At 40.5% G+C, this 26,929-nt stretch carries 34 protein-coding genes; 11 read left to right on the forward strand and 23 right to left on the reverse strand.

All coding sequences use genetic code 11. The annotated features are described in order from the left end of the window. Positions 1 to 824: 824 nt before the first annotated feature. The 18 genes from rplQ to A7967_RS17800 all read right to left on the reverse strand — a co-directional run bounded on the left by rplQ (position 825) and on the right by A7967_RS17800 (position 11,520). Entirely contained in the window at positions 825 to 1,226 is a 402-nt protein-coding gene (gene rplQ, locus A7967_RS17715) for a 50S ribosomal protein L17 (protein WP_054206426.1), read from the reverse strand. Positions 1,227 to 1,265: 39 nt separating this feature from the next. Continuing rightward, on the reverse strand, positions 1,266 to 2,252 hold the full coding sequence (locus A7967_RS17720) for a DNA-directed RNA polymerase subunit alpha (protein WP_054206425.1): 987 nt from the start codon (positions 2,250 to 2,252) through the stop codon (positions 1,266 to 1,268). Between the two features lie 24 nt (positions 2,253 to 2,276). Next, the gene (gene rpsD, locus A7967_RS17725; protein ID WP_016710205.1) at positions 2,277 to 2,897 is read right to left on the reverse strand and encodes a 30S ribosomal protein S4; all 621 of its coding nucleotides are present in this window, start codon (positions 2,895 to 2,897) and stop codon (positions 2,277 to 2,279) included. 21 nt (positions 2,898 to 2,918) lie between these two features. Continuing rightward, positions 2,919 to 3,305: a 30S ribosomal protein S11 gene (gene rpsK / locus A7967_RS17730; protein ID WP_002959471.1), complete on the reverse strand. Its 387-nt coding sequence runs from the start codon at positions 3,303 to 3,305 to the stop codon at positions 2,919 to 2,921. Between the two features lie 12 nt (positions 3,306 to 3,317). Then, a complete protein-coding gene (gene rpsM, locus A7967_RS17735) occupies positions 3,318 to 3,674 on the reverse strand; it encodes a 30S ribosomal protein S13 (RefSeq protein WP_054206424.1) in 357 nt (118 codons plus the stop codon). Positions 3,675 to 3,799: 125 nt separating this feature from the next. Next, complete coding sequence (gene rpmJ, locus A7967_RS17740; RefSeq protein WP_002959476.1) at positions 3,800 to 3,913, reverse strand: 50S ribosomal protein L36; 114 nt, start codon at positions 3,911 to 3,913, stop codon at positions 3,800 to 3,802. A gap of 22 nt (positions 3,914 to 3,935) precedes the next feature. Further along, positions 3,936 to 5,264, reverse strand: a complete 1,329-nt coding sequence (gene secY, locus A7967_RS17745; RefSeq protein ID WP_054206423.1) for a preprotein translocase subunit SecY — start codon at positions 5,262 to 5,264, stop codon at positions 3,936 to 3,938. A 10-nt stretch (positions 5,265 to 5,274) separates the two neighbouring features. Then, positions 5,275 to 5,709, reverse strand: a complete 435-nt coding sequence (rplO, locus tag A7967_RS17750; RefSeq protein ID WP_054206422.1) for a 50S ribosomal protein L15 — start codon at positions 5,707 to 5,709, stop codon at positions 5,275 to 5,277. A gap of 5 nt (positions 5,710 to 5,714) precedes the next feature. Then, positions 5,715 to 5,897, reverse strand: coding sequence for a 50S ribosomal protein L30 (rpmD, locus tag A7967_RS17755; protein WP_004589203.1), 183 nt, complete (start codon positions 5,895 to 5,897; stop codon positions 5,715 to 5,717). A gap of 3 nt (positions 5,898 to 5,900) precedes the next feature. Further along, a complete protein-coding gene (rpsE, locus tag A7967_RS17760; protein ID WP_002959485.1) occupies positions 5,901 to 6,407 on the reverse strand; it encodes a 30S ribosomal protein S5 in 507 nt (168 codons plus the stop codon). A gap of 9 nt (positions 6,408 to 6,416) precedes the next feature. Then, positions 6,417 to 6,767: a 50S ribosomal protein L18 gene (gene rplR / locus A7967_RS17765; RefSeq protein ID WP_054206421.1), complete on the reverse strand. Its 351-nt coding sequence runs from the start codon at positions 6,765 to 6,767 to the stop codon at positions 6,417 to 6,419. 9 nt (positions 6,768 to 6,776) lie between these two features. Beyond that, positions 6,777 to 7,310, reverse strand: a complete 534-nt coding sequence (gene rplF, locus A7967_RS17770; protein ID WP_054206420.1) for a 50S ribosomal protein L6 — start codon at positions 7,308 to 7,310, stop codon at positions 6,777 to 6,779. 13 nt (positions 7,311 to 7,323) lie between these two features. Further along, complete coding sequence (gene rpsH, locus A7967_RS17775; protein WP_054206419.1) at positions 7,324 to 7,716, reverse strand: 30S ribosomal protein S8; 393 nt, start codon at positions 7,714 to 7,716, stop codon at positions 7,324 to 7,326. A gap of 21 nt (positions 7,717 to 7,737) precedes the next feature. Further along, positions 7,738 to 8,043 carry a 30S ribosomal protein S14 gene (rpsN, locus tag A7967_RS17780; RefSeq protein WP_054206418.1) on the reverse strand — a complete coding sequence of 102 codons (306 nt, stop codon included), beginning with the start codon at positions 8,041 to 8,043 and terminating at the stop codon, positions 7,738 to 7,740. A gap of 10 nt (positions 8,044 to 8,053) precedes the next feature. Further along, complete coding sequence (rplE, locus tag A7967_RS17785; RefSeq protein WP_054206417.1) at positions 8,054 to 8,593, reverse strand: 50S ribosomal protein L5; 540 nt, start codon at positions 8,591 to 8,593, stop codon at positions 8,054 to 8,056. A gap of 16 nt (positions 8,594 to 8,609) precedes the next feature. Beyond that, positions 8,610 to 8,924 carry a 50S ribosomal protein L24 gene (gene rplX / locus A7967_RS17790; protein ID WP_054206416.1) on the reverse strand — a complete coding sequence of 105 codons (315 nt, stop codon included), beginning with the start codon at positions 8,922 to 8,924 and terminating at the stop codon, positions 8,610 to 8,612. Between the two features lie 10 nt (positions 8,925 to 8,934). After that, a complete protein-coding gene (gene rplN, locus A7967_RS17795; RefSeq protein WP_002959498.1) occupies positions 8,935 to 9,303 on the reverse strand; it encodes a 50S ribosomal protein L14 in 369 nt (122 codons plus the stop codon). A 282-nt stretch (positions 9,304 to 9,585) separates the two neighbouring features. Continuing rightward, on the reverse strand, positions 9,586 to 11,520 hold the full coding sequence (locus A7967_RS17800) for an AsmA family protein (protein ID WP_054206415.1): 1,935 nt from the start codon (positions 11,518 to 11,520) through the stop codon (positions 9,586 to 9,588). A 237-nt stretch (positions 11,521 to 11,757) separates the two neighbouring features. Between A7967_RS17800 and A7967_RS17805 the strand changes: the two genes are divergently transcribed. From A7967_RS17805 to A7967_RS17830, 6 genes are all read left to right on the forward strand, one after another. Continuing rightward, the gene (locus A7967_RS17805; RefSeq protein WP_054206414.1) at positions 11,758 to 12,183 is read left to right on the forward strand and encodes a hypothetical protein; all 426 of its coding nucleotides are present in this window, start codon (positions 11,758 to 11,760) and stop codon (positions 12,181 to 12,183) included. A gap of 8 nt (positions 12,184 to 12,191) precedes the next feature. Next, a complete protein-coding gene (locus tag A7967_RS17810; RefSeq protein ID WP_054206413.1) occupies positions 12,192 to 12,392 on the forward strand; it encodes a helix-turn-helix transcriptional regulator in 201 nt (66 codons plus the stop codon). Between the two features lie 148 nt (positions 12,393 to 12,540). After that, positions 12,541 to 13,704 (forward strand): hypothetical protein, encoded by a 1,164-nt coding sequence (locus A7967_RS17815; protein ID WP_054206412.1) that lies wholly within the window; start codon positions 12,541 to 12,543, stop codon positions 13,702 to 13,704. Positions 13,705 to 13,994: 290 nt separating this feature from the next. Further along, positions 13,995 to 14,672 carry a TorF family putative porin gene (locus A7967_RS17820; RefSeq protein WP_054206411.1) on the forward strand — a complete coding sequence of 226 codons (678 nt, stop codon included), beginning with the start codon at positions 13,995 to 13,997 and terminating at the stop codon, positions 14,670 to 14,672. 135 nt (positions 14,673 to 14,807) lie between these two features. After that, positions 14,808 to 14,987, forward strand: coding sequence for a hypothetical protein (locus A7967_RS23050; RefSeq protein ID WP_157601512.1), 180 nt, complete (start codon positions 14,808 to 14,810; stop codon positions 14,985 to 14,987). A 52-nt stretch (positions 14,988 to 15,039) separates the two neighbouring features. After that, the gene (locus tag A7967_RS17830) at positions 15,040 to 15,705 is read left to right on the forward strand and encodes a hypothetical protein (protein WP_054206409.1); all 666 of its coding nucleotides are present in this window, start codon (positions 15,040 to 15,042) and stop codon (positions 15,703 to 15,705) included. 23 nt (positions 15,706 to 15,728) lie between these two features. On the opposite strand, the gene A7967_RS17835 is transcribed toward A7967_RS17830, so the two are convergent. Further along, the gene (locus tag A7967_RS17835) at positions 15,729 to 16,622 is read right to left on the reverse strand and encodes an aldo/keto reductase (RefSeq protein WP_054206408.1); all 894 of its coding nucleotides are present in this window, start codon (positions 16,620 to 16,622) and stop codon (positions 15,729 to 15,731) included. 168 nt (positions 16,623 to 16,790) lie between these two features. Between A7967_RS17835 and A7967_RS17840 the strand changes: the two genes are divergently transcribed. The 4 genes from A7967_RS17840 to A7967_RS17855 are packed head-to-tail and all read left to right on the forward strand — an operon-like array spanning position 16,791 to position 20,657. After that, positions 16,791 to 17,501: a YIP1 family protein gene (locus A7967_RS17840; RefSeq protein WP_054206407.1), complete on the forward strand. Its 711-nt coding sequence runs from the start codon at positions 16,791 to 16,793 to the stop codon at positions 17,499 to 17,501. A 51-nt stretch (positions 17,502 to 17,552) separates the two neighbouring features. Next, positions 17,553 to 18,719, forward strand: coding sequence for an efflux RND transporter periplasmic adaptor subunit (locus tag A7967_RS17845; protein ID WP_054206406.1), 1,167 nt, complete (start codon positions 17,553 to 17,555; stop codon positions 18,717 to 18,719). Continuing rightward, positions 18,719 to 19,426: an ABC transporter ATP-binding protein gene (locus A7967_RS17850; protein WP_054206405.1), complete on the forward strand. Its 708-nt coding sequence runs from the start codon at positions 18,719 to 18,721 to the stop codon at positions 19,424 to 19,426. Before A7967_RS17845 ends, A7967_RS17850 begins: the two co-directional genes overlap by 1 nt. Then, positions 19,419 to 20,657 (forward strand): ABC transporter permease, encoded by a 1,239-nt coding sequence (locus A7967_RS17855; RefSeq protein ID WP_054206404.1) that lies wholly within the window; start codon positions 19,419 to 19,421, stop codon positions 20,655 to 20,657. The genes A7967_RS17850 and A7967_RS17855 overlap by 8 nt, the downstream gene beginning before the upstream one ends. Here the strand turns inward: A7967_RS17855 and A7967_RS17860 are convergent, their stop codons facing one another. Continuing rightward, positions 20,658 to 20,987, reverse strand: coding sequence for a Bor/Iss family lipoprotein (locus A7967_RS17860; RefSeq protein ID WP_054206403.1), 330 nt, complete (start codon positions 20,985 to 20,987; stop codon positions 20,658 to 20,660). After that, positions 20,984 to 21,298, reverse strand: coding sequence for a Bor family protein (locus A7967_RS17865; RefSeq protein WP_054206402.1), 315 nt, complete (start codon positions 21,296 to 21,298; stop codon positions 20,984 to 20,986). The genes A7967_RS17860 and A7967_RS17865 overlap by 4 nt, the downstream gene beginning before the upstream one ends. Before the next feature lie 228 nt (positions 21,299 to 21,526). Here A7967_RS17865 and A7967_RS17870 point away from each other — a divergent pair, with 228 nt between their 5' ends. Beyond that, on the forward strand, positions 21,527 to 21,901 hold the full coding sequence (locus A7967_RS17870; RefSeq protein ID WP_054206401.1) for a DUF5329 family protein: 375 nt from the start codon (positions 21,527 to 21,529) through the stop codon (positions 21,899 to 21,901). A gap of 428 nt (positions 21,902 to 22,329) precedes the next feature. On the opposite strand, the gene A7967_RS17875 is transcribed toward A7967_RS17870, so the two are convergent. After that, positions 22,330 to 25,905 (reverse strand): ABC transporter permease/M1 family aminopeptidase, encoded by a 3,576-nt coding sequence (locus A7967_RS17875; protein ID WP_054206400.1) that lies wholly within the window; start codon positions 25,903 to 25,905, stop codon positions 22,330 to 22,332. An 11-nt stretch (positions 25,906 to 25,916) separates the two neighbouring features. Beyond that, positions 25,917 to 26,795, reverse strand: coding sequence for an ABC transporter ATP-binding protein (locus A7967_RS17880; protein ID WP_054206399.1), 879 nt, complete (start codon positions 26,793 to 26,795; stop codon positions 25,917 to 25,919). Positions 26,796 to 26,929 lie beyond the last annotated feature (134 nt).

Consider the following 26,929-nt stretch of genomic DNA (forward strand, 5'->3'; position numbering starts at 1 on the left):
TTCAATCTGAGCCATGATCAAACTCTTCAATTAAAAGTTTTTTCTGTTCTCATCCAATAAAGAATGAAGAACCTGCTCAATGAATTCTGAATTTATTTAATATCTTTCGATATTGAATTGACTGTGCTGCAATAAATAAATTTATTGCTGTTGGTCACTCAGTTTCTCTTTCGAGAAATCACATTGAGACTCTAAATTTTTTGCCTTGCTTACCTATCTAAAAAGAAAGTTAAGCTCGGCTGTTAGAACTCAATCTGTACGAGTGCCCACACAGATGATTGCTTTATATTGTTAAAGAACATTGCGATTAAAGTTAAACTTTATCTCGCTAGGGCTGCGCATACTACGCTTTCCATTTTTTTGTCAATACTTAAATTTAAACTTTATAAAAATTCAAACTCAAGTTTTACTCGACTCACTGATTCACTCTTGCCCCGCTAAGCGTTGCTGTCTGCCTTCTCAGTGGGGTCGCATTATAGGGAGATCCAAAAACAGATCAACCCTTTTTTGATGAAAACTTAAATAAACTAGCTATTCGCTGAGTATTTGAACGAAACGTATAAAAACAGCACTAATCTTGGGAAATAAGGTCTATTTGCAGTGCTTTAAATACGAGAATAAATGAATAAACCTTATAGCATGATCTTAATGGAGCTAGATCATTAGTTGGATCTCATATATTAGTAAATGCTACGTGGTTAAATAAGTATGTGGCATGAAGACACGTTAAAAACAAATGGTGAATATAGGTGGAGTAGATTAGGAATATAATTATAGGCATTAAAAAGCCGAGCATAAGCTCGGCTTTTTGGTGTCTTTAAGACTTACTCAGCAGACTGCGCGTCATCTTGAACTTCTTCGGTAGCAGATGTGCGACCTACTAGTTCAATATAAGCCATTGGTGCTTTGTCACCAGTACGGAAGCCACACTTAAGAATACGAGTGTAACCACCTGGGCGATCCGCGTTACGAGGACCGATTTCACTGAACAATTTACCAACTACTTCATTATCACGCGTGCGAGCAAACGCTAAACGGCGATTTGCTACACTGTCAGTCTTAGCCAGTGTGATTAAAGGTTCAATTACACGACGTAACTCTTTCGCTTTAGGCAATGTAGTTTTGATGATTTCGTGTTTCACCAAAGAACCTGCCATATTGCTGAACATCGCTTTACGATGGCTGCTGTTACGGTTTAATTGACGACCACTCTTACGATGGCGCATGACCCTATCCTTCTAACTAAACTAATATAGTGATTTAGATTATTCAGCTAGGCTTGCAGGTGGCCAATTTTCTAGGCGCATACCTAGAGAAAGACCACGTGAAGCTAGCACGTCTTTAATTTCAGTTAGAGACTTCTTACCTAAGTTAGGCGTTTTAAGAAGCTCTACTTCTGTGCGCTGAACTAAATCACCGATATATTGAATTTGCTCGGCTTTCAAACAGTTTGCAGAACGTACTGTTAATTCAAGATCATCGACTGGACGAAGTAGAATAGGATCGAATTCTGGCTTCTCTTCTTTCTCTTCTGGCTCAGTAACATCACGTAAATCTACGAATGCTTCTAATTGCTCAGCTAAGATAGTAGACGCACGGCGGATCGCTTCTTCAGGATCTAAAGTGCCGTTTGTTTCCATATCAATGATTAACTTGTCTAAGTCTGTACGTTGTTCAACACGTGCTGATTCAACCGAGTACGCAATACGTTCAACTGGACTAAATGATGCATCAAGCAACAATCGACCAATTGGACGCTCATCGTCATCAGAGGATAAACGGCTAGATGCCGGCACATAACCACGACCGCGTTCAACACGAATTCGCATGCTGATCGCGCTGCTATCTGTCGTTAAATGACAAATAACGTGATCTGGGTTAGCAATTGTTACATCGCCATCGTGCTGAATATCTGCCGCAGTCACAGGGCCTACACCAGACTTAGTCAGGGTAAGAAAAACTTCATCTTTACCTTCTAAAGTTACTGCTAGACCTTTAAGATTTAACAGAATTTCAATGATGTCTTCTTGTACGCCTTCTTTCGCGCTGTACTCATGCAACACACCGTCGATTTCAACTTCGGTAACTGCACAACCAGGCATAGACGAAAGAAGTATACGGCGTAAGGCATTACCCAACGTATGACCGAAGCCACGCTCTAATGGTTCTAAAACAACTTTAGAACGTGTTGGGTTTATAGCGTCGATATCGACTAACCTTGGTTTTAGAAATTCTGTAACAGAACCCTGCATTTTATCCTCTCTTAACTCTTAACTTTACTTAGAGTAAAGTTCGACGATTAGTTGTTCATTAATGTCCGCAGACAGATCTGAACGCTCAGGTAGGCGTTTAAAATTACCTTCCATTTTCTTACCGTCAACTTCAACCCAAGTCGGTTTTTCACGTTGCTCGGCTAGTTCTAGAGCAGCGATGATACGAGCTTGTGTCTTAGACTTTTCACGGATAACTACTACATCTTCTGGAGTAATTACAAATGAAGGAATGTTCACAACACGACCATTAACTAAAACCGCTTTGTGGCTTACTAGCTGACGTGCTTCAGCACGTGTGCTTGCAAAACCCATGCGGTATACAACATTGTCTAAACGTTGCTCTAAAAGCTGTAACAAGTTTTCACCTGTGTTGCCCTTAAGGCGAGCAGCTTCTTTATAATAGTTACGGAATTGCTTTTCTAATACACCGTAGATACGACGTACTTTTTGCTTTTCACGTAATTGTAAACCGTAATCAGATAAGCGACCTTTACGAGCGCCGTGCTGACCAGGTGCAGTCTCAAGTTTACACTTAGAGTCGATAGCTCTTACGCCGCTCTTAAGGAACAGGTCAGTGCCTTCACGACGACTCAGCTTGAGCTTAGGGCCCAAATATCTTGCCATGTTATTTCTCCTAACCTATTGTTAAACGCGACGTTTCTTCGGTGGACGACAACCATTGTGTGGTATAGGCGTCACGTCAGTAATGTTGGTAATACGGTAACCAGCAGCATTCAAAGCACGAACAGCAGATTCACGACCTGGACCTGGACCTTTGATGAAAACTTCTAGATTTTTTAAACCGTATTCTTGAGCAGCAGTACCTGCACGCTCTGCAGCAACCTGAGCAGCGAATGGTGTAGATTTACGTGAACCACGGAAACCTGAACCACCGGCAGTAGCCCATGATAGTGCATTACCTTGACGGTCGGTAATTGTAACAATAGTGTTGTTGAAAGACGCATGAACATGAGCCATACCATCAGCAACTTGCTTTTTAACCTTTTTACGACGAATTGGTGTCTTAGCCATAATACTATCCCCTTATCGCTTAATAGGCTTACGAGGACCCTTACGGGTACGCGCGTTAGTCTTAGTTCTTTGACCACGAAGTGGTAAAGAGCGACGGTGACGTAGGCCACGGTAACAACCAAGGTCCATAAGGCGCTTGATATTCAAAGTAACTTCACGACGAAGGTCACCTTCTACAGTGTACTTGCTTACTGCTTCACGCAATACATCAAGTGTTTCGTCTGAAAGTTCACCGATTTTTGTGGTTTCGGCGATACCAGTCGCTACTAAGATAGCCTTAGAGCGAGTCTTACCTATGCCATAAATAGCTGTTAAACCAATAACTGCATGTTTATGATCAGGGACGTTAATGCCAGCAATACGGGCCACTAACACATCTCCTATATTTGAATTCGGTTATCATCTGTTTGAAGAGCCCGTAAGGATACTCAAACGAAGACCAAATCACTACTGAAAACACAGGCCGAGTAACCTCAGCCTGTACGACTTATTAATTAACCTTGCCTTTGCTTATGCTTAGGCTCACTGCAAATTACACGTACAACACCGGCACGTTTAATAACTTTACAGTTACGGCATATTTTCTTAACGGAAGCACGTACTTTCATTGCTCAACTCCGTAAACTGACCTTATCGACCGTAGCCTTTAAGGTTCGCTTTTTTCAGCACAGAATCATATTGATGAGACATCATATGAGTTTGTACTTGTGCCATAAAGTCCATGATGACAACAACGATAATCAAAATTGATGTACCGCCGAAGTAGAATGGCGTTTGCCATGCCATCGTCATGAATTCGGGCACCAGACAGATAAAGGTTATATACAAAGCACCTGCCAATGTCAGGCGTGTCATCACTTTATCAATGTATTTCGATGTCTGCTCGCCTGGACGAATACCTGGGATAAATGCGCCAGATTTTTTCAGGTTATCTGCTGTTTCACGTGGGTTAAACACCAACGCTGTATAGAAAAAGCAAAAGAAGATAATGGCTGCGGCTAAAACTAATGCATACAATGGCTGACCTGGAGTCAACGTTGAAGCAATAGCTTGTAACACATCAGCGACAGGACCTTCACCCTGACCGAACCAGCTGGCAATAGTACCAGGGAACAGTATTATACTGCTAGCAAAGATTGGTGGAATAACACCCGCCATATTAACTTTCAGTGGTAAATGCGTGCTTTGGGCAGCAAATACTTGACGACCTTGTTGACGCTTTGCGTAGTTAACGACGATACGACGTTGCCCACGTTCAAAGAATACTACAAGATAAGTTACAGCGAATACGATTACCGCAATCAATAACAATGCTAAAACATGTATGTCACCTTGGCGCGCCATTTCGGCTGTCGAACCGATAGCAGACGGCAGGTTAGCTACAATACCAACAAATATTAGAACTGAAATACCGTTACCGATACCTCGTTCAGTAATTTGCTCGCCCAACCACATCAGGAACATGGTACCTGTTACTAAACTCACCACTGCGGTGAAATAGAAACCCATACCAGGGTTAACAACTAACCCGTCCATCATACCCGGTAAACTTGTGGCAATACCGATTGATTGGATAGTAGCAAGCAAAAGCGTGCCATAGCGTGTGTACTGGCTTATTTTCTTACGCCCTTGTTCACCTTCTTTCTTAAGCTCTATAAACGGAGGATACATATGCGTTAATAGTTGCGTAATAATTGAAGCTGTGATGTAAGGCATAATACCCAGTGCTAACACTGAAGCGCGCTCAAGCGCACCACCGCTGAACATGTTAAACATTTCAACAATGGTGCCCTTTTGTTGCTCGAAGAAATCGGCAAGTACAGCGGCGTCAATCCCAGGGATCGGCACAAATGAACCTAGACGGTAAATAATGATAGCGCCCAATACGAATAGTAATCGACGTTTCAATTCCGAAAGCCCACTTTGTGCACTTTGTATATCTTGACCTGGTTTAGCCATTAGTACTTCCTTAGTCTTCTACCTTGCCTCCGGCAGCTTCAATAGCTTCGCGAGCACCTTTAGAGGCTTTAAGGCCTTTTACAGTAACTGCGCGTGAAACTTCGCCAGATTTAACAACTTTAACGAACAGAACGTTCTTTTTAACTAGACCAGCTGCTTGTAACGTACTTAGGTCTACCACATCGCCTTCTACTTTAGCGATTTCGTATAGGTTTATTTCTGCAGATACTAAAGATTTGCGAGAAGTGAAACCAAACTTAGGTAGACGACGTTGCATAGGCATTTGACCGCCTTCAAAACCAACGCGTACTTTACCGCCAGAACGTGACTTTTGACCTTTGTGACCACGACCACCAGTCTTACCTAGACCAGAACCGATACCACGACCAACACGTTTTGGAGCAGATTTAGAACCTGCAGCAGGAGAAAGTGTATTCAAATGCATTCGAATTACCCCTCAACCTTAACCATGTATGAAACTCGGTTAATCATACCACGCACACATGCTGTGTCTTCTAACTCAACAGTGTGATTGATACGACGTAAACCAAGACCGCGTAATGTAGCTTTATGCTTCGGTAAACGACCGATAGAGCTCTTTACTTGTGTTACTTTTACAGTTTTATTAGCCATGGTTTACCCCAGAATCTCGTCTACTCGAAGACCACGTTTAGCAGCGATCGACTGAGGAGAATTCATATTCTCAAGAGCTGAGATCGTTGCACGTACAACGTTGATCGGGTTAGTAGAACCGTAACATTTAGAAAGTACGTTCTGCACACCAGTCACTTCAAGTACTGCACGCATAGCGCCACCTGCGATGATACCAGTACCTTCAGAGGCTGGTTTCATGAACACTAGTGAACCAGCATGACGCCCTTTAACAGGGTGCTGTAATGTGTTGCCATTTAGGTCTACGTTGATCATGTTGCGACGTGCTTTTTCCATTGCTTTTTGAATAGCAGCTGGAACTTCACGAGCTTTACCATAACCGAAACCTACTTTACCTGCGCCGTCACCAACTACTGTTAGTGCAGTGAAGCTAAAGATACGACCACCTTTAACTACTTTAGACACACGGTTTACCGCGATTAGCTTTTCAGCTAGATCAGGCTGTTGTTGCTTTGCTTCTACGTTAGCCATTGTCTACTCCTAGAATTGCAAACCGGCTTCACGCGCAGCATCAGCTAGCGCCTTCACACGGCCGTGATATTTAAAGCCACTGCGATCAAAAGCAATCTTTTCGATGCCTTTGTCAGCCGCACGTTCTGCAACCGCTTTACCAACTGCTTGCGCAGCTGCTAGGTTGCCTGTGCCTTTAACTGTTTCGCTAATAGCTTTTTCAACAGTAGAAGCAGCAGCCAGTACATTACCCTCAGCAGTAACTACTTGAGCGTATATGTGACGTGGCGTGCGGTGGATAACAAGACGCGTTGTGCCTTGTTCAATATAATTTCTACGAGTGCGTTTAGCACGACGTAGACGAGCTGTTTTTTTATCCATCGTCTTACCTTACTTCTTCTTAGCCTCTTTACGGCGTACATTCTCATCTGAATAACGAACACCCTTACCTTTATAAGGCTCAGGTTTACGGTATGCACGAATGTTAGCAGCTGTTTGACCAACTAACTGCTTATCTACGCCCTTAACTAGAACTTCTGTTTGGCTTGGAGTTTCAATCGTAATTCCTTCAGGAACTGCGAAATTAACTGGATGTGAGAAACCAAGAGTTAAGTCTAAAACTTTACCCTTTGCTGCTGCACGGTAACCAACGCCTACTAACTGAAGTTTCTTCTCGTAACCTTCATGCGTACCAACAACCATGTTGTTGATAAGAGCGCGAGCAGTACCTGCTTGTGCCCATGCATTGGCTACGCCTTCACGAGGTAAAGTTGTAATAACGTTGTCGTTAAGTTGTACTTCAACAGCTGAGTTGATAGTACGCGTTAATTCGCCGTTTTTGCCTTTAACTGTGATGTCCTGGCCTTTTAATGTAACTTCTACACCGGCAGGAACATTAATTGGTGCCTTTGCTATGCGAGACATAGTTCCCCTCCGATTAAGCTACAAAACCAATGATTTCACCACCAACACCAGCACTACGTGCGGCGCGGTCTGTCATTAGGCCTTTAGAAGTTGATACGATAGCGATACCTAGACCACCCATTACCTTTGGTAATTCGTCACGTCTCTTATAGATACGTAAACCAGGGCGGCTAACACGCTGGATATTTTCAATAACAGCTTTGCCTTCGAAGTATTTCAACTCGATAGAAAGCTCAGGTTTAACATCACCATTGATTTCGAAATCAGTGATATAACCTTCATCTTTTAATACTTTAGCTAATGCTACTTTCAGCTTTGAATTAGGCATCGTTACAGATACTTTCTTCGCTGACTGACCGTTACGAATTCGTGTGAACAAATCCGCGATAGGATCTTGCAAGCTCATAGTCTTACTCCCGTGATTCTATTACCAGCTAGCCTTTTTAAGGCCAGGAATTTCACCGCGCATAGCTGCTTCGCGAACTTTAATACGGCTCATGCCGAATTTGCGAAGGTAACCATGTGGGCGGCCCGTAATGTTACAACGATTACGTTGACGTGCAGGGCTAGAATCACGCGGTAAAGCTTGTAGCTTAAGTACTGCGTCCCAACGATCATCGTCAGATGTTTTCACATCACTGATGATAGTTTTTAGTGCTGCGCGCTTTTCAGCGAACTGAGCAACTAATTTAGTGCGCTTTGCTTCGCGCGCTTTCATAGAATTCTTTGCCATAACCCTACCCTTATTTCTTAAATGGGAAGTTAAACGCTTCTAACAACGCACGGCCTTCCTCATCTGTTTTCGCAGATGTAGTGATTGTGATATCCATACCGCGTACACGGTCTACTTTATCATAATCAATTTCTGGGAAGATGATTTGTTCACGTACGCCCATGCTGTAGTTACCACGTCCATCAAAAGACTTAGCACTCACACCACGGAAGTCACGGATACGTGGGATAGCGATTGAAACCAAACGCTCAAAAAAGTCCCACATACGCTCGCCGCGTAGGGTTACTTTACAACCAATCGGGTAGCCTTCACGCACTTTAAAGCCAGCAACAGATTTGCGTGCTTTAGTGATTAAAGGTTTCTGACCAGAGATTGCAGCTAGATCAGCAACAGCGTGATCTAAAATCTTCTTGTCAGCTAGGGCTTCGCCCACGCCCATATTCAATGTGATCTTTTCGATCTGAGGGACTTGCATGACAGAGCTGAAACCAAACTTCTCTTGAAGTTCAGCAACTACTGTGTCTTTATATACTTCATGCAGTTTCGCCATCATTCTACTCCAACTATTAGATAGTTTTACCAGTAGATTTAAAGATACGTAATTTCTTACCATCTTCAATCTTGAAACCTACACGATCTGCTTTACCCGTTTCCGAGTTGAAGATCGCAACGTTTGATGCATCCATAGACGCTTCTTTCTCAACAATGCCGCCAGCTTGGTTCAATTGTGGAACCGGCTTTTGGTGTTTCTTGATCAAGTTTATGCCTTCGACAAAGATTCGACCAGATTCAGTAACAACTGAAAGCACTTTGCCGCGCTTACCTTTGTCTTTACCTGCTAGTACGATTACTTCGTCATCACGACGGATTTTTGCTGCCATGATTGGCTCCTTACAGTACTTCTGGGGCTAGTGAAACGATTTTCATGAACTTATCATTACGAAGCTCGCGAGTCACAGGGCCGAAAATACGTGTACCAATTGGCTGCAAGTTATCATTTAAGATAACAGCCGCGTTGCTGTCAAAACGGATCAAAGAACCATCTGGACGGCGAACACCTTTTCTGGTACGCACAACTACCGCGTTTTTAACATCACCTTTCTTCACTTTACCGCGAGGAATAGCTTCTTTTACAGAAACTTTAATGATATCGCCAATCGCTGCGTAGCGACGGTGTGAACCACCAAGGACTTTTATACACTGCACTTTGCGAGCGCCGCTGTTATCAGCAACTTCCAGCTGAGTTTGCATTTGGATCATGTTAATGACCTCCGGTGTAGTTATAACAAATTGTCTTAAATTTGTTTAAAATCAAGACATTTAGATTAAAAACCACTCAAAAAACAACAGTGTTGTCTCTTAAGGGCGGGCAATTGTACCAGCATTGAAGGGGTAGCGATAGGTTATTTTTTAATTAATTTAGAATTACAGCACTAGGTAATCTTGGAGGGGAGTATATTTTGCTATTTAACAGCTGTTTATAAAACAATCAGGGTATTTTTATACCCTGATTGTTTTTTCTACGAATAAATACAGTAAAGGTTAGCCAAATAAACCTTTTAGTTTATCTTTGATTTTATCTTTTGCTTTTTCTTTGACTTCATCTTTAGCTGCTTTACTCACATCTAAACTAATACTAACATCGTGAAATGGCCCCTTGATACGCAGTGGTACTTTAAAGCCAGTGCTATTATCAGTCGTGCCCTGACCTTCAAGTGAATCGACGATACCTGTGACTAACCGATAGTTAACAGTAGCAGCAGGCAAATTGACATCCCCTTCACCACTAATGCGCACCAATGGACTCAATAAGCTCAAGTCTGTATTTTTACCCACGCCATTCGTAAAATTAAAGCTACCCGTTAACGCCGAAAAGTCAGTCTGCTGTGAATTATCAAAGCCCGTATCGAGTCCTTCAGAGACAGCGCCGAAGTTGCCTTTTATAAGCTCTTTGCCTTTGCGTACCATTTCAGCAATATTTGCGCCTTTTATTGCCCCGTCAGCAAACTCAAAGGCTAACTTACCTTGTAGTGCCCCCATAAAGTCTTTTTGACTTTGCCCTGACGTCGATAAATCCCAATTAAGTGAGCCTTTACCGATCAATTTATCAAAACCTGCGGCATCAGTTAGTAAAGGTTGTGCATCTATTTTAGCTAATGAAAAGTTAGTGCTGATTTTATAAGGCGTTTGCTTTGCATTAACCGTTATTATGCCTTTGCCATTACCTTTATACGCTGCAAATTTATCAAGACTAATTTTTGCTACTGCATTTTTAAGGTTTACTGTGAATTGGTTTGCACCAAGTTTTATCTCATTTGCTTTTAAACCACTTGAACGGATCACGATATTTGCATCAAGGGCATTTAAGCCACTTAAATCTATTTTGGTAGTATCCCAAACTATAGGCTGTGCTGGTGCATCACTTGAAGATTCTGGAGTTTCGGTTTGAGCAACCGCTTCAGGTAAGTAAGGGTTTAAATCAAGCATGCCTAAATCTATATCAGCATTAACAGCTAAACGCTTACCTAAGCTAAGCTCGCTTTTACCTTTAACCTCTAATTCATCCAATGTAGCAATCAATTCAGATAAATTAAACCTATCATCTTTCATACGCATTTTACCGCTAACACTAAATGCGTTAAAGGCATTGTCTTTCGCATTAAGGTCAACACCTTGCCATTTGGCGATATCTTTAACTGAGTCACCACTAAGTGCCAATTGACCTTGAATATCCTTACCTTGACCTGCAATAGAACCTTTAAATTCGACATCTACTAACTTTGATGTAATATTTTTGGTTACATTAAATGTATCCCCTTCAATTACTTTGGCCGGATTATCAACCGTCACATCAAGCTCAAAACGTTCTTGCATGTAGGTAATGGCACCTTTCACTTCTAGTGTTTTATGAAGTGAAGGTAATAATATAGCTAGTTCGAGGTCGTTTATTTCTTGCTTCCCCCCTGTTTTTCCATCTAAGTAAACAAACTTTCCACCATAGATAGCCACTTCCCCTAACGAAATATCAAAATTTTCAGGTAATTTAACTGCATCACCATTTTGCTGTTGCTCAGCAGGTTTTGCTACCGCATCAAATAGTTGCCAATTAGCTTTACCGTTTTTATCCGTTTCAAGTAGAATATCTGGCTCATTGATCACAAACTTCTCTAGTTTCAGCTCACCACCAAATAATGAAAACCATGGGATGTGAATCGCAAGTTGCTGCATACTTGCCATATTTGCACGTGAGCCGCTTTTCATATTGGCAAAATGCACATCTTCAAGTTCAAGCTTTAATGAAGGAAAAACCGATAATGTTTTATCCCCTTTAATCGTTAATGTACGTCCTGTGGTTTGTTCAACCTGCAGCGAGACTTTATTAAAGATTGCGTCTGTTGGTATTAAAAAAGGTGCCGCGACGATTAAAGCTACGAACAGCAAGATTATTACACCAATTACTTTGAGTAGGGTTTTCATGATGATCCTTCGAATGTGCAAATGATGTTCTTATAATAGCGGGAGTAAGACCCAAAAGCATTGCTCCGCCTGTAAAAAATGAATTTTCCTCAGTCTATATTAATGACATGAATAGTCACTGAAACATTTTGATACCTTTAGGTTACAAAAAAACTTGACCCGCTGATACCCTTAGGTTACATTGATACCTACAGGTTACAAAATATATAAAAGTATAACTTTCACAGGATGGATATTATGAAACAACAGGATATAAAAACAGAAGAAAAATTTATGAGTCATAATGCATGGTTTTGTACAAGCGCTGGCATAGTTTGTTTACTTCTCAGTGTTTACTCACTAACTAACCATGATATAGAAGAGATGACAATTCTTGGAATTAGCGTTTTATTTTATATGGTTGTAATTGCTATTTTTATAATTAAAGCAGGCTTCCCGTTAAAAATGTATTTTAAATATGCCTATAATGATGAGTTTCTAAACACCATTGACACTAATGCCTACAAACATACAAGTTGTGCATTTGGAGTTTGCCTTCTTGGTGTTTTGTATAATAACGATGCAATACCTAGCGAGGTTTCGCATGCAAATATGGCTATATTTTACCTAGGTATTATACTTTTGGTGTATGGCATATCAACCCTTTGGCAAAGTCGTGATTAGGAGTCAATGTGCACAACCATATAGCTGAATTTCGCAAAGCTGCAGGACTGTCGCAACAAGAACTAGCCGATGCGATTAGTGTGTCTCGTAAAACCATTAGCACAATCGAAACATCACGCTTTACACCGTCAGTGATCATTGCATTGAAGATAGCACAACACTTTAATACCTCTGTTGAGCATCTTTTTACGCTTGACGATGGTGATTAAACACTTTAAACGCAATCTTGTGTAGATTTGCATTAGCAAGATTGCATCCCCTTTATTCTTAGGTATGATGCATAGCCCTGTTGTTTTTAGGCTTTTTGCGCTAAAATTAAACAACTAAAAAATGTATATACTTGGAGTACCGTCCGGCATGAAAAAACTGCTTATTTCACCTTCACAAATGGCATTAGGCGATCAAGAAGGTCATATTTATCAAAATATCTTAAAGCAGGCTTCAGAGCTCAGCCTTAATCTAATGGCGGTGAAAATAGAAAATCATCCTGAAGACTTTTTAGGTTGGTGTTACGAACTGCTCAACGCTAGTCGCGATCGTATTAATTATGACTTACTTGAAAGCGCCCAATTACCTGTATTAAAAAAGCTCCATGACTTATTAATTTCAGCGATTAGCTTTTTGCAGTTAAAAACTCTACGTGTAGCCCCTTGGCCTGTAGTGAGTGTTTTTATAGAGCAACATAAAGATGTATTAGCGCTTGATGAGCAATTACGCCTTACAACTTATATTGCTAGCATTCGTGAACAAACATTAAAAGATATGATCCCTGAAGATTTACTCGCTTTTAGCGGTAAACACACTTCGTCTCTTGATCCTAGTAACTACAATTTTGATGTAGAATGGTTTAGTTCAACAAAAAGCGCAAAAGGTTTTCATTTGATGCTGGGTGATCTGCCTGCATTATTTGATGATGCACTCGCGCATATACCGCTTGAAGGCGAAGTAACTGAAGCTGATTATCAAGAATTTGTTGTTAAATATTTACTCGCGTTTAACGAAAGTAATGAAAAACCAACTCTCGCACCTGCAACACGCCTATTAGCAATGCGTCGCCCTGATGTATTTACACCAATTAATAACACTCGCTTAGATGCACTTTGTTCAGCTCTGGCTATTACCAAATTAAATAACCGTGACTTTGCACGCTATTGGCAAGATATTGTGCAAACAATTAATAATATGTCTTGGTTTAAAATGGCAAATGGCGAAAGTGAATTAGACCAACAGCTTGTTGCGATTAAAGCACTGCTGCCTTGTTTATTTTATTATGCTGATAAAAACACACCAGAGAACTCTAACTACATTAAGCTACTAAACAAACCTAAACGTGCAACTAGCACTGGCACAAAAAAGGTTCGTCGCGGTAAAGAATCAGCTGAAATATTAGTTGATCGCGCTCTAGCTGCTGAGGATATGCCTGAGCATATTCGTGCCAAACGTGATTCTATTATTAGCGAAGTGCAAAAAGGCCGTGGAGTTAATGAAACAATTAGCCTAATGCGCACAATCTTTGGCTAATTTACATTAAAATTGATAAAAACCCGCTGCAATCGTTTTGTGCATGCGGGTTTTTTTATGCACCAAGAAAGTGCGTAATACTTACCTAATACAACCCACCCTCTTCCCTCTAAAAATTCACCTCTTTGTTTTTAAAGTGATAAAAATATAAATGTGCAATTTCAATTCAACTTGGCACAAGCACTGCTAATATCTTATTAGACAACTAAAAAGGGCTCGCCAATTAATAGGCTGCAACCAACTAAAATAATTACGAGTCAATAAATCAGCATAACAACAGGATACCAAACATGATTAGACTAAAAACAGTGATTGCTATAAGCGCGCTTGCATTAATGGGAACAACATCAACAACAGCTTATGCAGAAGTAACAGCTAACGTAGCAGCAACTTCAAACTACTTATGGCGTGGACAAGAGCAAACTAATGGTGATGCTGCAATATCTGGTGGTATTGATTATGTAAACGAGTCTGGTTTTTACGCAGGTACTTGGGTATCCAATGCATCTTGGGCCGATGAAATGACCTATGAACTTGATTTTTATGCAGGCTTTGGTGGCGATATTAACGAAAATATCAGTTATGACGTCGGTTATATTTATTACGCATACCCTGATGCGGCATCATCTGCTGACGCTGATTTTTCTGAAATTTACGGTAGCCTCAGCATGGGCGGTTTCAGCTTTGGTGCATCTATTTTGGCAACGTCCGCGGCAAGTGGTGATGGATCTGACTTCGGTGACTCTTTATACCTAACCGCTGATTATGGCTTCGCTATTGGTAGTAACGGGACTGAAATGGCATTGCATGTTGGCCATTACTCAGGTGACTTTATAGGCGATGACAACATCATCGACTACGGTATTTCAATCTCTAAAGATGGCTTTACACTTGGCCTGTCTGATAACGATATCGATGGCTCAGATTTAAAAGCTTACGTTGCTTACTCTGTCGATTTTAATTTATAAAAAAGAATGTGTTACTTGCTGCAACACTAAGGGCCGCAAGGCCCTTTTTTTTATATGAACCAGCCAGCAAAAAGAATATTTACAAAAAAAACAATATGATAACATTTAAACTCCAAATCACTATTAAGGATTATTATGAATTTGTCAAAGAAAGTTTCCTCTATTTTAGCGCTTACTCTAATTACAATGAGCTCATTAAGTTATGCAAGCATGACATGTGGCTGCACGTCAGGTAGTATGACCGTTGTGCATGATGGCAACACTGTTAGCTACTCTTGCTCTGATGGCGGTCGTATCACTTGCGTTATAAAGTAAAATTAAGGGTTATTTAGAAAGGCATATACCTTTCTTTTCTAAGGATAGTAAAATGAATTATAAAATTTTAATTGCTCTTGGTATCGTCTCCATTTTAGGTATTGGTATTTTAAGCACTGGGCAGCCCTCAAAACTTCCACTAAACGACACACAACCAACTGATGAAACCAGCCTAAGTAATGAGGATGCTAAGCCCAAAATTGAGAAAAAAACTCTATTAAATAAAGCTTCTCATGCCGAAGTCAATCAACACAAAATTATAGAGCAAAAAGTGACAGCGATATCTAAACCGCCTATTTCAAGCCATAACGTTTTCTCTGATGAGTTTGTCTCTACCAAAGATGGCCAAGAATTTGTTTCAAAAAAAGCATTAGATGACGTATTTAAAAATGATACTTCACTATTGCTGCAACGCATGTCTGATATTGAATACTCTGAAGTTGCCCAGATCCGTAAAGATAAGCTAAACGAATTTATTATAAATGAATTAAAAGACGTTACCATTTTACAGCAAGACCTAGAGTGTGCAGGAAAGGTTTGCGCGTTAGAACTTACTTACACACAAAGCAGTAATCAAAAATCTATTGATACTATTTCTAGTTTTTCAAAAAGCTATTCTTTTCAGGAATTTACTGAAACAGAGAATGGCGATAAAAAATTAAAAGCTTTATATATTGCAACTGAAGACCCTAGCCAATTAACTCTTGCGATGGAATAAATAGCACGCATCGTGAGCGATGCTCACGGCACACTATGCCCTGTTGAACCTTGCCAAATCCGATACCATTGCTCACGGCTGAGTTTTAATTGTTTAGCTGCAACCGCAGACTCAACACGTTTGATATTGCCCGTGCCCAGTACCACTGATGGTGAGCTTGGATGCATTAATAACCACGCATAAACAACTTGATCTATTGAACTTGCACCAATTTCTCTGCCAACTTGCTCAAGTACGTGGCGCAAGCGAATGGCTTTATCATCGCTATCCGCAAAGATGCGCCCGCCTGCTAATGGTGACCAACACATAGGCTTGATATCAAGTAGCTGGCATTGATCCAAACTGCCATCATCCAGCGCTTTCATTTCATAGGGTGAAAACTCAATTTGATTAGTGACTAGTTCAAAATCCAAGCGTGATTGTAATAAGCTTAATTGCGATGGCGTAAAGTTAGATACGCCAAATTCCAACACATCGCCACTTTGCTTTAGGGTAGTAAATGCTTTGGCCATTTCGTCGGCATTCATTAAATAATCGGGACGATGAATAAGTAATACATCTAAACGATCTGTATTAAAATGCTTAAGGGATTGCTGCGCTGAAGCTATAATATGCCGCGCACTTGAATCATAATGGTTTGCCTGACCCGCCAACCCCAAGCTTGGAAATGCGGGCTTAATACCGCACTTGGTAATAATTTTAATATCATCACGAATGCTTGGCTTTAATAACAACGCCTTACCAAACTGCGCTTCACAGCCATACTCGCCATAAATATCAGCATGATCAGTGTGCTTTACACCTGCATCTATAGCTTGCTCTAGAAAGCTTAAGCATTGCTGCGCAGAGATTTTCCAATCTAATAACCGCCAAAAACCAAGTACCAATTCATCTATTTTTCGTTCTGTGTTAGTCATAATTTACCTTACTGTTATTGCTTACTTCCTTGCCGTTAAGCCTGTGTTAATAAGCCGTTACAATTTAACTCTCATCACACATGAGTTATGCTTTATTCTACCCTCTTAATAAGGTATTAATAGCAATAATATTTGTACCTATAAATGATTAATAAAGGAATAATAACAATGAGCTCATCAAACGCCCTATCTGCATGTGTTGATATTTTTATCAGCCCAAGCAAAACCTTTAATGGCTTAAAAGACGCAAAAGGCTGGTCTTGGCTTGCCTTTACATTAATAGCTACAGCACTTGCTATTAGTACATACGTATTTTATACCAATGCGGACTCACAGTTTATTCTAGAAGAGCAAGTAGCCGCAGCCAGTATTGATGCCACGATTGGTGAGCAAAAAATGATCCGCCAAAGTATGGAGCAAAGTATTGATAGCCAAGTATGGTTTGCAATTGGCGGTGGCCTTTTTGCCATAATCATCATGAATGCGCTCATTGCCGGCTACTATTTATTAGTTTCCAAACAAGATCCAGATGCTCAGCATAGCTATGGGGCTTGGTATGGTTTTGGTGTTTGGACCATGATGCCAGCAGTTATCTCAAGCTTGGGTATATTAGCTTTAGTACTTACAGCCAGTACGGATCAGCTTTCAATGAGTATTTTTAACTACGCTTCGATTAATCAATTGATTTTAGGGCTACCACTTGGTCACTCTCTCTATTCGCTAACAGAAGCCATTAGTATATTTACTGTTTGGGGCATTGCACTGGCAGCCATTGGTTTAAAGTGCTGGACTAATTTTAGTTTGAATAAAGCTATTTTGTTTGCTGCTTTACCAAATGTAATCATATTTGGTATTTGGGCGATCATCTCTCTAGTATAAAAATAAAGGCAGGTGTAATAGCCTGCCTATTGCGTATTAACAGGAAGTAAAATGAAAAAAGCAATTATAGTTACCCTTGCGATCAGCGCTTTTATTGCTCTTATTGTATCTAAGCAAATCACCGGCAATGAAGATCTAGCCGAGGTTAACATTGCAACCGTGGAACAAGGCAGTATTGCAGATTCTATTATGGCCTCTGGTAACTTGGTTTTTAACACGCAAGTACAGCTGCGCTCTGAGGTAACAGGCCGTGTAGACAAAGTATTTGTTGAGGAAGGACAGAGTGTACAACAAGGCGATATTCTAATGCGCCTTGATACCACCGCATTTGAATCAGAAGTAACACGTAACAAAGCTGTTTTACGTGCCAGCGAAATAGAGATTAAACACAGTAAAACTCGCCTGCTGAATATTGAACGCCAATTAAAGCGTCAAAAAGAGCTTTATGATGTAGGCCTCGCTGGTCAAGAAGTGTATGAAAATCTGAAAAACGCAAGAGATCTTGCAAAAATAGACATTGAAGCGCGAGGTGAGGCCTATAATCAAGCTAAAGCTTCACTATCTATTGCTGAAGATAGACTCAGTAAAAGTGTATTTCGTGCCCCAATGAGCGGTTTGTTAGCCTCAGTAAATATTAAAGAAGGCGAAACTGTGATTGCTGGTACAACCAATATTATTGGCTCAGATCTTATGCTTGTTGCTGATCCTAGTGCTATTTTAGCTGAGTTAAGAGTTGATGAAACCGATATTGCTGGTATTAAACTCGACCAACATACTGATATATACGCAGCCGCTTACCCAAATCAACCTTTTACTGGCAAAGTCATTAACATTGGTACTTCGGCTAAAAACCAAGTTGGTTCGCAAGGGCTCTCATTCAGAGTAAAAGTATTGCTGGATAACACTGATCGACAATTATATGCAGGTATGAGCTGTCGCGCTGAAATTGCGACAAGTATCGCGGTTGATGGCTTAAAACTACCTATTGAAGCAATACAAAAAGAAGATGACAAATATTTTGTGTGGCGCTTAAATGATGACAACACCGTTACTAAAACGTACGTAAAAGTTGGTATTTCATCTGATATTGAACAAGCGGTCACTAGTGGTTTGGATAAAGGTCAGCGTATAGTGATTGGCCCTGCTCGCCCTGTTAGTAAGTTAAAAGAAAACGATACAGTAAAAATTAAACAATCTATCGCCAAGGATGCTAAATAATGTCTGCGGTCATTAAGCTTGAGTACATTAACAAGCAATACAAAATGGGTGATCAAATATTTAAGGCCCTTGATGATGTAAACGTTGTAATTGAAGAAAACGAATACGTTGCTATTATTGGCCCTTCGGGTTCTGGCAAATCAACGCTAATGAACTTACTTGGCTGTTTAGATACACCAACCAGCGGTGACTACTTTTTAAAAGATAAGCTCGTAAAAAGCATGACTGAAACCGAACTTGCTCATCAGCGCAATGAAAGTGTGGGCTTTATTTTTCAAAGCTTCAATCTGTTGCCTCGTGCGTCCGCACTCGAAAATGTTATGCAACCTTTGGTTTATCGGTTTATTCCTGCTAAGCAACGTAAAGAAAAAGCACTCGAAGCATTACAACGAGTAGGCCTTGGCGATAAAGTAAATCACCTATCAAACCAGCTTTCGGGTGGCCAGCGCCAACGTGTTGCCATTGCCCGTGCCTTAGTGACTAAGCCACATATTTTGCTTGGCGATGAACCAACTGGCAACCTAGATAGTAAAACCACCACCGAGATTATGGCTTTATTCGATGAGCTACATAACGAAGGCCATACCATTATATTGGTAACTCACGAACAAGAGATTGCTGATCACTGCCAACGTGTCATTCGCTTAGTCGATGGTAAAGTTGTCAGCGATGTACGCAAAGGTACGGGAGAAAAACAAAATGTTTAAATCCGCCATTGCTATCATAGAAGGCACTAAAGCTGCATTAATGGCCATTAAGGCCAACGCAATGCGCAGTGCCTTAACCTGCTTAGGGATCATCATTGGGGTGGCCGCAGTTATAACTGTGGTTGCTGTTATGCAGGGTTTTACCAAACAGATTAACGATCAATTAGCCGACATGGCACCAGATGTAACTTCTATTAAGCCATTTACCAGTATTGAACAAGAAATGGTTGGCAAAAACGCCAAGCTAACTTACACAGACTTTTTAACCTTAAAAGCCCGAGTAAAGGAAGCTGAAACATTTACCGCTTTAATGTTTACTTGGCGCTTTTCTGGTGGTGCTGAATATGGTAACAAAAGCCACTCATCACGTGTTATGGGAACAGAGCAAGATTATCAAAAAGCCTATAGAACGTTCCCTGAACTTGGTCGTTTCATTCGTGCGGAAGACGATGAAAAACGCCGTCGCGTCGCTTTTATTGGCCCCTCCATCATCGAAAAACTTAATTTACCAGAGAACCCTGTTGGCGAGTATATTAAGCTCGGTGGTGAATGGTTTAGAATTATCGGTGTAGCCGAAAAACAAGGCAGCTTGCTAGGCTTTGATCAAGATGATTATATAAATATTCCTATCAGTACAATGAGCGCACTAGAAGGCGCGAACAGCAGTAGTAATGTACAAATAATGTTTAGGCTTAAAGAAGGCAGCGATGAAGAGTTGGTACTGGCCAAAATCACTCGAATTTTACGTCAATTACACAAACTTAAAGATGATGATGAAAATGACTTTGAATTTGAAACCGCTGAAAAAGCCCGCGCGAATGTTGATAAATTTACAGGCAGTGCCACCGCTATAACAGCTGGGATAGTCGGGATTAGTCTCATTGTTGGCGGCATTGGTGTTATGAATATTATGCTAGTATCAGTAACAGAGCGCACGCGTGTTATTGGTACACTCAAAGCACTTGGCGCAACCCCAGGGTTTATTATGCTCCAGTTTTTAGTTGAAGCTGTAGTATTGTCGTTATTTGGTGGTTTAATTGGTCTTGCTATTGGTTATGGGGCTGCAACATTGATCTCATTATCAATGCCCAGTATGCCGGATGCGTATATACCGGCTTGGGCCGTTATGCTGTCGTTCGGTTTTACTTCGTTAATTGGGATCGTGTTTGGATTAGCCCCCGCGATAAAAGCTGCAAGGCTAAACCCAATAGATGCATTACGCTACGAATGATCATTGCACTTTATAAGGTACCTTAGCGCAGCTTACTTCTACTGTTTTAGGGTACCAAGCAGGGCCTACTTCATTCACAACGAGCTCAGCCACGCCATTGGAAAATGATTTATAGGTATGTACACTTTGCCATTGCGAATCAGGGCAAACATCTGATAAATCAACAGTATCTGATCCTTCATAAAGTGCAGCTGCAAAGTTATGATGCCATTGCTCACTTTTATGATTGGTAGCCAAGTCATCATACTGACCGTTATCAAAATGGATGTTAGTACAACCCGTCAGTGCTATAAATGCTACACCCAGCATTAATTGTGCTATATTTTTCATATCCCCGCTCCTTTGTTTTTCTGTTCATCACACCACACTTTAATTGTATGAGGTGAATAGATGCCCAAGGTAACTAACCCCAGTGCCCCATCTGTAAAAGTTTGCTGCGACTGCATCTGTACAACAGCTTGCTCACCACATACTTTTTTTACATCAACACGTTGATCACCAACCAGTCCCCACATAAAAAATGGGCGACTATCTTGATATGTTGGCGAGGTACTTACTTTTGCCATCTTTTGTGGCTGAATCGTAACTGCTGAGCACCCAGAGAGTATCAGCAATAATAATGTAGTTAGAAAAGCCTTCATGGCCTTGTCCTTGTGTGTTGGTTTGGAAAGTCATCATTATACATTCGCCTTTACTGTAAAATAAGTAAGAAACTGTTGTAAAAATGTAGACTCCTGTAAGCTTTAGGGCTGCTCATTATTGGACTGAACTTTTGCCAATATCATGAACCTAACGCACCATACTTACATAATCATGCGTTATTTAAATTGTTATACCCAAACCACTTCAATACATGAACGAGATGAACGATGAAACAATTAATCAAAAACACACTCGCGCCTTTTGCCTGCATTTTAATAATGTTTAGCCATTTAAGTTTTGCAGCAACCCCTGAACAAGAAGTTGAACACCTAATTAGCTTCATCGCAAAAAGTAATGCTGTTTTTATCCGAAATGGTGATAAGCACACCAGCCAAGAGGCAGCAGACCACCTAGCCATGAAATACAAAAAAGCACAGCGGTACGCAAAAACAGCGGATGATTTTATCGAAAACTTAGCCAGTAAAAGCTCATGGAGCGGTAAGGTCTACACAGTTACCCTAACTGATGGCACTAAGCTGACAGCTAACGACTGGTTGACTGTTGAATTGACGCAATTTAGAGAAACAGAAAAGCCGCAGTAAATGCGGCTTCGATTTCACTCTTAGGAGAGGTGAACAGGTATTCTGTATATTTTACAAGCTTGACTACTGCTAACTGCACTACTTTAAAGTCACACTATAAAATTAATATAGCCTAATATTTAGCTAACACAATGATTTAATAACAATCAAAAAAGCTTAACATTCCCATAATGTAAACTAGAGATTACTCATGCTCGATTTAAATACCCAAACCACCTCACGATGTGAGCGTCGTTGGGCAATTCACACGTACTTACTCTCTGCGGGATTACTTTTTTAAAAGAGATTACTTTTAAAAAGGGACTACCATTATTATAAAGTAACGCCTTGATATTAAGCCCCGGTGAAACGCTGAAGCCTGCATATTGAGGTAGTTTGGTATAGGCTCCCACACCTAAGAGAAAGGCCTCCTGGGAGGCCTTTTGTATTTATAATGCTTTGATGTTATCTCCGCTTTTCTTATCTATTAATTTGATAAATGGGTCTACTCCGGCATATTTAGGCAACTCAGTTACTTTTAATATAAGGGTGTTTTCACCCGTTTTAATCTCATGTTTTTGCATATAGATAACAGTATCTGTGTCATGTATCTCATTAGGATCTGCGCTAAATAAAGCAACATCTATCATTTGTATAAGCGGGACATCCACTTCATTACCTTCACCATCGGCATGTTTCTTCGCTGCAGAAATGGTCAATGTAATGGTGTGCTCCTCACCTGCTGATTCAGCCTCTTGTACATCAACATCACTGATTTTTAAATCATATAACGTAATGGCATTAAACTGATCTTCAATAAATGCCCGCTCTTGCTCACTCGTTCCTCGCTTTAGATAGGCAATAAAGTCTAACGTGGTTGGGTAACGTTCTTGCGCATATTGGTAATCTTGTAAAAATGCTCGCAAAGCGGCATTTACGCGCTGCTCACCTAACAAATCATGTATGGCCATCATTACCACGGCACCTTTGTTATAGTGGATATATTGCTGCCCTGCGGCGCGTGCAAGTGTACGTTCCTCATAAGGTTCTGTCGTGCGCCCGAATAAGTAGCGATCAAGTTCGTACTTTAAGAATTTACGCAGATTGTTTTCACCATACTTTTCTTTCATCACCATGATCGCTGCATATTGCGATAGCATTTCAGATAAAATATTAGAGCCCTCAACGTTCGCGCCTATCACCTGATGCGCCCACCACTGGTGCGCCAATTCATGCGATGTTACATAGTAAGGAAAATTAATATTATCTGGATCACGCGTATCGGTAATAAACCCCATATTTTCAGAATACGGTACTGTATTAGCAAAACTCTGTGCAAAACTACGATAGCGAGGAAACTCAATAATACGCATTTGCTTATGCTGATAGGGGCCAAACTCTTTGGAAAAATAATCTAAAGAATCTTTGGTAGATTGAATCATCGTATCTACATTCCAAGCATGATCTTTATGATGGTACACCTCTATGTTTACGCCATTATGTAGCTCTTTTTTGACCTCAAGTTCCATCGATAGCAAATTATAGAAATGCAACATAGGTGCATCCATTTCATATACAAAAGTTGTGCGACCGTCTTTAGTACTTTGTGATTGCAAGTAACCTGGCACCATCGCAATTTGCGACTCATCGGTGGTAATTGTTGCTGCAAAACTTACATAATTATCCGCAAACAAAGGTTGGTTGTGATACTGCGTTTCTTCAATTTTATTGCCACGCTTTAATTCTGGTAAACCTCTTTGACGACGCTCATTTTTATCTTGTATTTGCTTACCAAAGGAATAACCAAAACTTGGGAACAAAGCCGTGTTATCAATGAATGTACCGTTATACACAAGTCGTTCATCACTGCCTCTATCTACAAACCCTTTAGTATAACGCTCTACGCTCATCACAATTTCACGGCTTTCGTTTGGTTGCATTGGCTGTGCAAAATCCAACCAAGCATGACGGTAAAGTTCGTTCAACTCGCCTAGTTGCCCGCCATCAACTTCAACACTCCAGTTATGAGTATGATCAGGCTTATTTACCAATAATCGCGTAATAGGTTGTTGCGATTTATTCTCTACCTGCATTACCACGGTTGCTGTAATACGGCGCTCTTGAGGATAGATATTTGCAGTAACAACAACATCAGTTGGAATAGGCACGGCTGCATCAACAAATTGACCAAACTCACGCTCATATTGCTCTTGCAAGTCTTCATACTGATCACTGGTTATAAATGGGTTAAGCACCTTTGTGTTGTAGTAAATATAGCTACCCGTACCAACAAAAATAAGTGTTCCACATACCATAACCACTTTACCCGAGTTGCCAAGCTGATAGCCTAATAACTTAACCCGCGCTTTTAAATCTTGCCCAGCCCCACGCGGCCAAAGTGCATAGCTAAGTGCGGCAATGATCATACTAAAACCTAACCAGTACAAATTGTACCAATGTACAGCAGTTAAAAAATGGCCATAACCATTGATATCTGAATAAGGCGCATCTGGCGTGCTACCAATAGCAAACATGTTATGCTCAAAACCATAGTTACTCATCACCAAAGTAGCGATAAAGTAAAGCACATACAAACCCATACCTACGTATTTATTAGGGCTAATTACCTGTAATAAAAAAGCAAAGCCACCTTGGAAAACAAGCACAAGTACAAATAAATAACCGAGCCTTATTACATACTGTGCAATATCAAAGTTCGCCATGCCCATGATCATTTGATAAAACAATGTCACCACAGAACCAAATGCGCATAACAATAATAAAACTGCACTCAACGCTACATATTTAGAGCCCCAGAACACCCAATTCGCAACGGGGTAAGCGTCAACAATTTCGGCCATTCGTGATTCACGATCATGCCATACAAGTTCACCACAATAATAAACGAGTACAATCATCATCAATATGCCAAAGCTACCTTGAATAAGCTCAACCATTCTAAAGGTGACAGGCCAAACATCCGTTCCGTATGCACCCATTGAACCTACTAACGCAGGAATTAATGTCGCTAAAGATAAAATAAGTAAAATACCAAACGAATAGCTTTTTATAACTTGTTTGACTTCAAAAACAGTTCGCGTAGAAAACTGTGACCATGCATTACTTCCCGTCGCCTTTGCCTTTATATTAAAACTAAGAGCGGCTGCAGAATTGGTATTATTATCCTTATTAGCTTTGCCTTTCACTTTTTGCTTTTGCACTAAGTGATGGGATGTATTGAGCGCTGCAGTTACTAATGCCACCAAGGCAATACCGACCCAAATTAACCTATTGTGTAATAGCTGATCAGTTAATGTAATTTCCATCACATTGCGCTGTGCTATTGTCCAATATTCCATTTGCATTCTCATTGCAGACATACCAAACATATCTAAATAAGCTGAGATTTCGCGATATTGAATATCAGAGAAGATATTCGATCCAACCAAATAACTAATAAGTAAGGCAACGGCGACTAGATAGAGCGTCACCATGCTGCGAAAGCGCATTGCAACAGCATTGATTAATGACGAGATAACAAATAAAGAAGGAACAGCAATATAAAAGAAAGGCACTAAATAATAACTTAGTTTATTTTCACCAACCATTTCACTATCTAACCAGCCCATTAAGCTACCAAAACCGCTGCCAACCCACACACCCAACATAGTAGTTGAAAACACTAATAGCGTGACCAAATAAGCCCCGATAAATCGACCCGCTCTATACTGAGCGATATTTAATGGCTTACTCAAGACTAACTCGTTGAGCTTACTCACGTCATCACGAATAGCGGAGCTACCTACAAAGTTGACCACTAAAAAAATAGCAAACACCGACATAATCGCGATAACTTGCAAAATTGCGTAAGGAGAATTTATATTTACATTGCTGCTTCCACCTATTTGCACCGAGTCAGACACCGACGCCATAAAAGTAAGGAAAAACAAAATAAGTGACGTAATATAGAATGAGGGCTGACGCATAAAATAGCGCAGCTCAAATCGTACCATGTTAAACAACATAATCAGTATCCTTATGCTGCTTTATTGCGATGTTTATGCAATGTTGAAAAATAGACGTCTTCTAAATCAGCTGGTTTTGACTCAAAACCTTGCGGGGCGTCGTCAGCAAATACACTAAGTAATGTTTTTCCTGCAAACAAACGTTTCGCGATCACAGGTAACGACTGTTCGAGTTCGACAGCTTCAGCTTGGCTCATCGACTTGTGCCATATTTTGCCCTGTAGCGTATTAGTCAGCTCAATTGGATTACCTTCTAGTAAAATTTGTCCACTTGCTAACACAGCCATATTCGGGCAAAGCTCAGATACATCTTCAACTATGTGCGTTGATAAGATCACTACTTTACTTTCACCTAAACCAACCAATAAATTATGAAAACGATTGCGCTCTTCAGGATCAAGTCCTGCCGTTGGTTCATCAACAATCAATAAATCAGGATCGCCTAATAAAGCTTGTGCAATACCAAAACGCTGACGCATCCCCCCCGAAAAACCACTCACCGCATTTTTTCTGTGGTCATATAAATTAGTTTGCGCTAACAACCCTTCAACGGCCTCTTTACGTTCAGCTTTGTTGTTTAAGCCTTTTAAAATAGCCATATGATCAAGTAAGTCATAAGCACTAACACGCTGATAAACACCAAAGTCTTGTGGTAAATAACCTAAACGCTCACGCAAGTTTTTAGGCTGTGCTAAAACATCAACCCCATCAAACTCTATGCTGCCGCTGTCTGCTGATTGCAACGTTGCAATTGTACGCATAAGTGAAGATTTACCAGCCCCATTTGGACCCAGTAAACCAAACATCCCTTTAGGTATTGTTAAATTAACACCTTGCAAGGCATGTACACCATTGTCATAGGTTTTAGATAGTTCCGATATTTTAAGCATTTATATGTCCTTTACTTTTTAATTGTTGCCATGTTTATAACACTGAATAGAATTAGGGACAATTAACATTAAAGTTTCATTTGCAAACAAGTGTAAACACTGAAACACTCTTGAAACATTTTGCAAATAAACAA

Origin of the sequence: Pseudoalteromonas neustonica (assembly GCF_001653135.1) — a bacterium.
Classification (GTDB): Bacteria; Pseudomonadota; Gammaproteobacteria; order Enterobacterales; family Alteromonadaceae; genus Pseudoalteromonas; species Pseudoalteromonas neustonica.

What these genes read in the sequence shown, in the direction of transcription:
- rplR (WP_054206421.1), bottom strand. Translation starts at nt 6,767, where the DNA reads ATGGATAAAAAAACAGCTCGTCTACGTCGTGCTAAACGCACTCGTAGA.
- A7967_RS17840 (WP_054206407.1), top strand. Translation starts at nt 16,791, where the DNA reads ATGAGCTCATCAAACGCCCTATCTGCATGTGTTGATATTTTTATCAGC.
- A7967_RS17870 (WP_054206401.1), top strand. Translation starts at nt 21,527, where the DNA reads ATGAAACAATTAATCAAAAACACACTCGCGCCTTTTGCCTGCATTTTA.
- A7967_RS17830 (WP_054206409.1), top strand. Translation starts at nt 15,040, where the DNA reads ATGAATTATAAAATTTTAATTGCTCTTGGTATCGTCTCCATTTTAGGT.
- A7967_RS17845 (WP_054206406.1), top strand. Translation starts at nt 17,553, where the DNA reads ATGAAAAAAGCAATTATAGTTACCCTTGCGATCAGCGCTTTTATTGCT.
- rpsD (WP_016710205.1), bottom strand. Translation starts at nt 2,897, where the DNA reads ATGGCAAGATATTTGGGCCCTAAGCTCAAGCTGAGTCGTCGTGAAGGC.
- rpsN (WP_054206418.1), bottom strand. Translation starts at nt 8,043, where the DNA reads ATGGCAAAGAATTCTATGAAAGCGCGCGAAGCAAAGCGCACTAAATTA.
- A7967_RS17820 (WP_054206411.1), top strand. Translation starts at nt 13,995, where the DNA reads ATGATTAGACTAAAAACAGTGATTGCTATAAGCGCGCTTGCATTAATG.
- A7967_RS17800 (WP_054206415.1), bottom strand. Translation starts at nt 11,520, where the DNA reads ATGAAAACCCTACTCAAAGTAATTGGTGTAATAATCTTGCTGTTCGTA.
- A7967_RS17805 (WP_054206414.1), top strand. Translation starts at nt 11,758, where the DNA reads ATGAAACAACAGGATATAAAAACAGAAGAAAAATTTATGAGTCATAAT.
- A7967_RS17875 (WP_054206400.1), bottom strand. Translation starts at nt 25,905, where the DNA reads ATGTTGTTTAACATGGTACGATTTGAGCTGCGCTATTTTATGCGTCAG.
- A7967_RS17880 (WP_054206399.1), bottom strand. Translation starts at nt 26,795, where the DNA reads ATGCTTAAAATATCGGAACTATCTAAAACCTATGACAATGGTGTACAT.
- A7967_RS23050 (WP_157601512.1), top strand. Translation starts at nt 14,808, where the DNA reads ATGAATTTGTCAAAGAAAGTTTCCTCTATTTTAGCGCTTACTCTAATT.
- rplE (WP_054206417.1), bottom strand. Translation starts at nt 8,593, where the DNA reads ATGGCGAAACTGCATGAAGTATATAAAGACACAGTAGTTGCTGAACTT.
- rplO (WP_054206422.1), bottom strand. Translation starts at nt 5,709, where the DNA reads ATGCATTTGAATACACTTTCTCCTGCTGCAGGTTCTAAATCTGCTCCA.
- secY (WP_054206423.1), bottom strand. Translation starts at nt 5,264, where the DNA reads ATGGCTAAACCAGGTCAAGATATACAAAGTGCACAAAGTGGGCTTTCG.
- A7967_RS17850 (WP_054206405.1), top strand. Translation starts at nt 18,719, where the DNA reads ATGTCTGCGGTCATTAAGCTTGAGTACATTAACAAGCAATACAAAATG.
- A7967_RS17720 (WP_054206425.1), bottom strand. Translation starts at nt 2,252, where the DNA reads ATGCAGGGTTCTGTTACAGAATTTCTAAAACCAAGGTTAGTCGATATC.
- rplQ (WP_054206426.1), bottom strand. Translation starts at nt 1,226, where the DNA reads ATGCGCCATCGTAAGAGTGGTCGTCAATTAAACCGTAACAGCAGCCAT.
- rpsE (WP_002959485.1), bottom strand. Translation starts at nt 6,407, where the DNA reads ATGGCTAACGTAGAAGCAAAGCAACAACAGCCTGATCTAGCTGAAAAG.
- rplN (WP_002959498.1), bottom strand. Translation starts at nt 9,303, where the DNA reads ATGATCCAAATGCAAACTCAGCTGGAAGTTGCTGATAACAGCGGCGCT.
- A7967_RS17855 (WP_054206404.1), top strand. Translation starts at nt 19,419, where the DNA reads ATGTTTAAATCCGCCATTGCTATCATAGAAGGCACTAAAGCTGCATTA.
- A7967_RS17815 (WP_054206412.1), top strand. Translation starts at nt 12,541, where the DNA reads ATGAAAAAACTGCTTATTTCACCTTCACAAATGGCATTAGGCGATCAA.
- rpmJ (WP_002959476.1), bottom strand. Translation starts at nt 3,913, where the DNA reads ATGAAAGTACGTGCTTCCGTTAAGAAAATATGCCGTAACTGTAAAGTT.
- rplX (WP_054206416.1), bottom strand. Translation starts at nt 8,924, where the DNA reads ATGGCAGCAAAAATCCGTCGTGATGACGAAGTAATCGTACTAGCAGGT.
- A7967_RS17835 (WP_054206408.1), bottom strand. Translation starts at nt 16,622, where the DNA reads ATGACTAACACAGAACGAAAAATAGATGAATTGGTACTTGGTTTTTGG.
- rpsK (WP_002959471.1), bottom strand. Translation starts at nt 3,305, where the DNA reads ATGGCTAAGACACCAATTCGTCGTAAAAAGGTTAAAAAGCAAGTTGCT.
- rpmD (WP_004589203.1), bottom strand. Translation starts at nt 5,897, where the DNA reads ATGGCTAATAAAACTGTAAAAGTAACACAAGTAAAGAGCTCTATCGGT.
- rplF (WP_054206420.1), bottom strand. Translation starts at nt 7,310, where the DNA reads ATGTCTCGCATAGCAAAGGCACCAATTAATGTTCCTGCCGGTGTAGAA.
- A7967_RS17860 (WP_054206403.1), bottom strand. Translation starts at nt 20,987, where the DNA reads ATGAAAAATATAGCACAATTAATGCTGGGTGTAGCATTTATAGCACTG.
- A7967_RS17865 (WP_054206402.1), bottom strand. Translation starts at nt 21,298, where the DNA reads ATGAAGGCTTTTCTAACTACATTATTATTGCTGATACTCTCTGGGTGC.
- rpsH (WP_054206419.1), bottom strand. Translation starts at nt 7,716, where the DNA reads ATGAGCTTGCAAGATCCTATCGCGGATTTGTTCACACGAATTCGTAAC.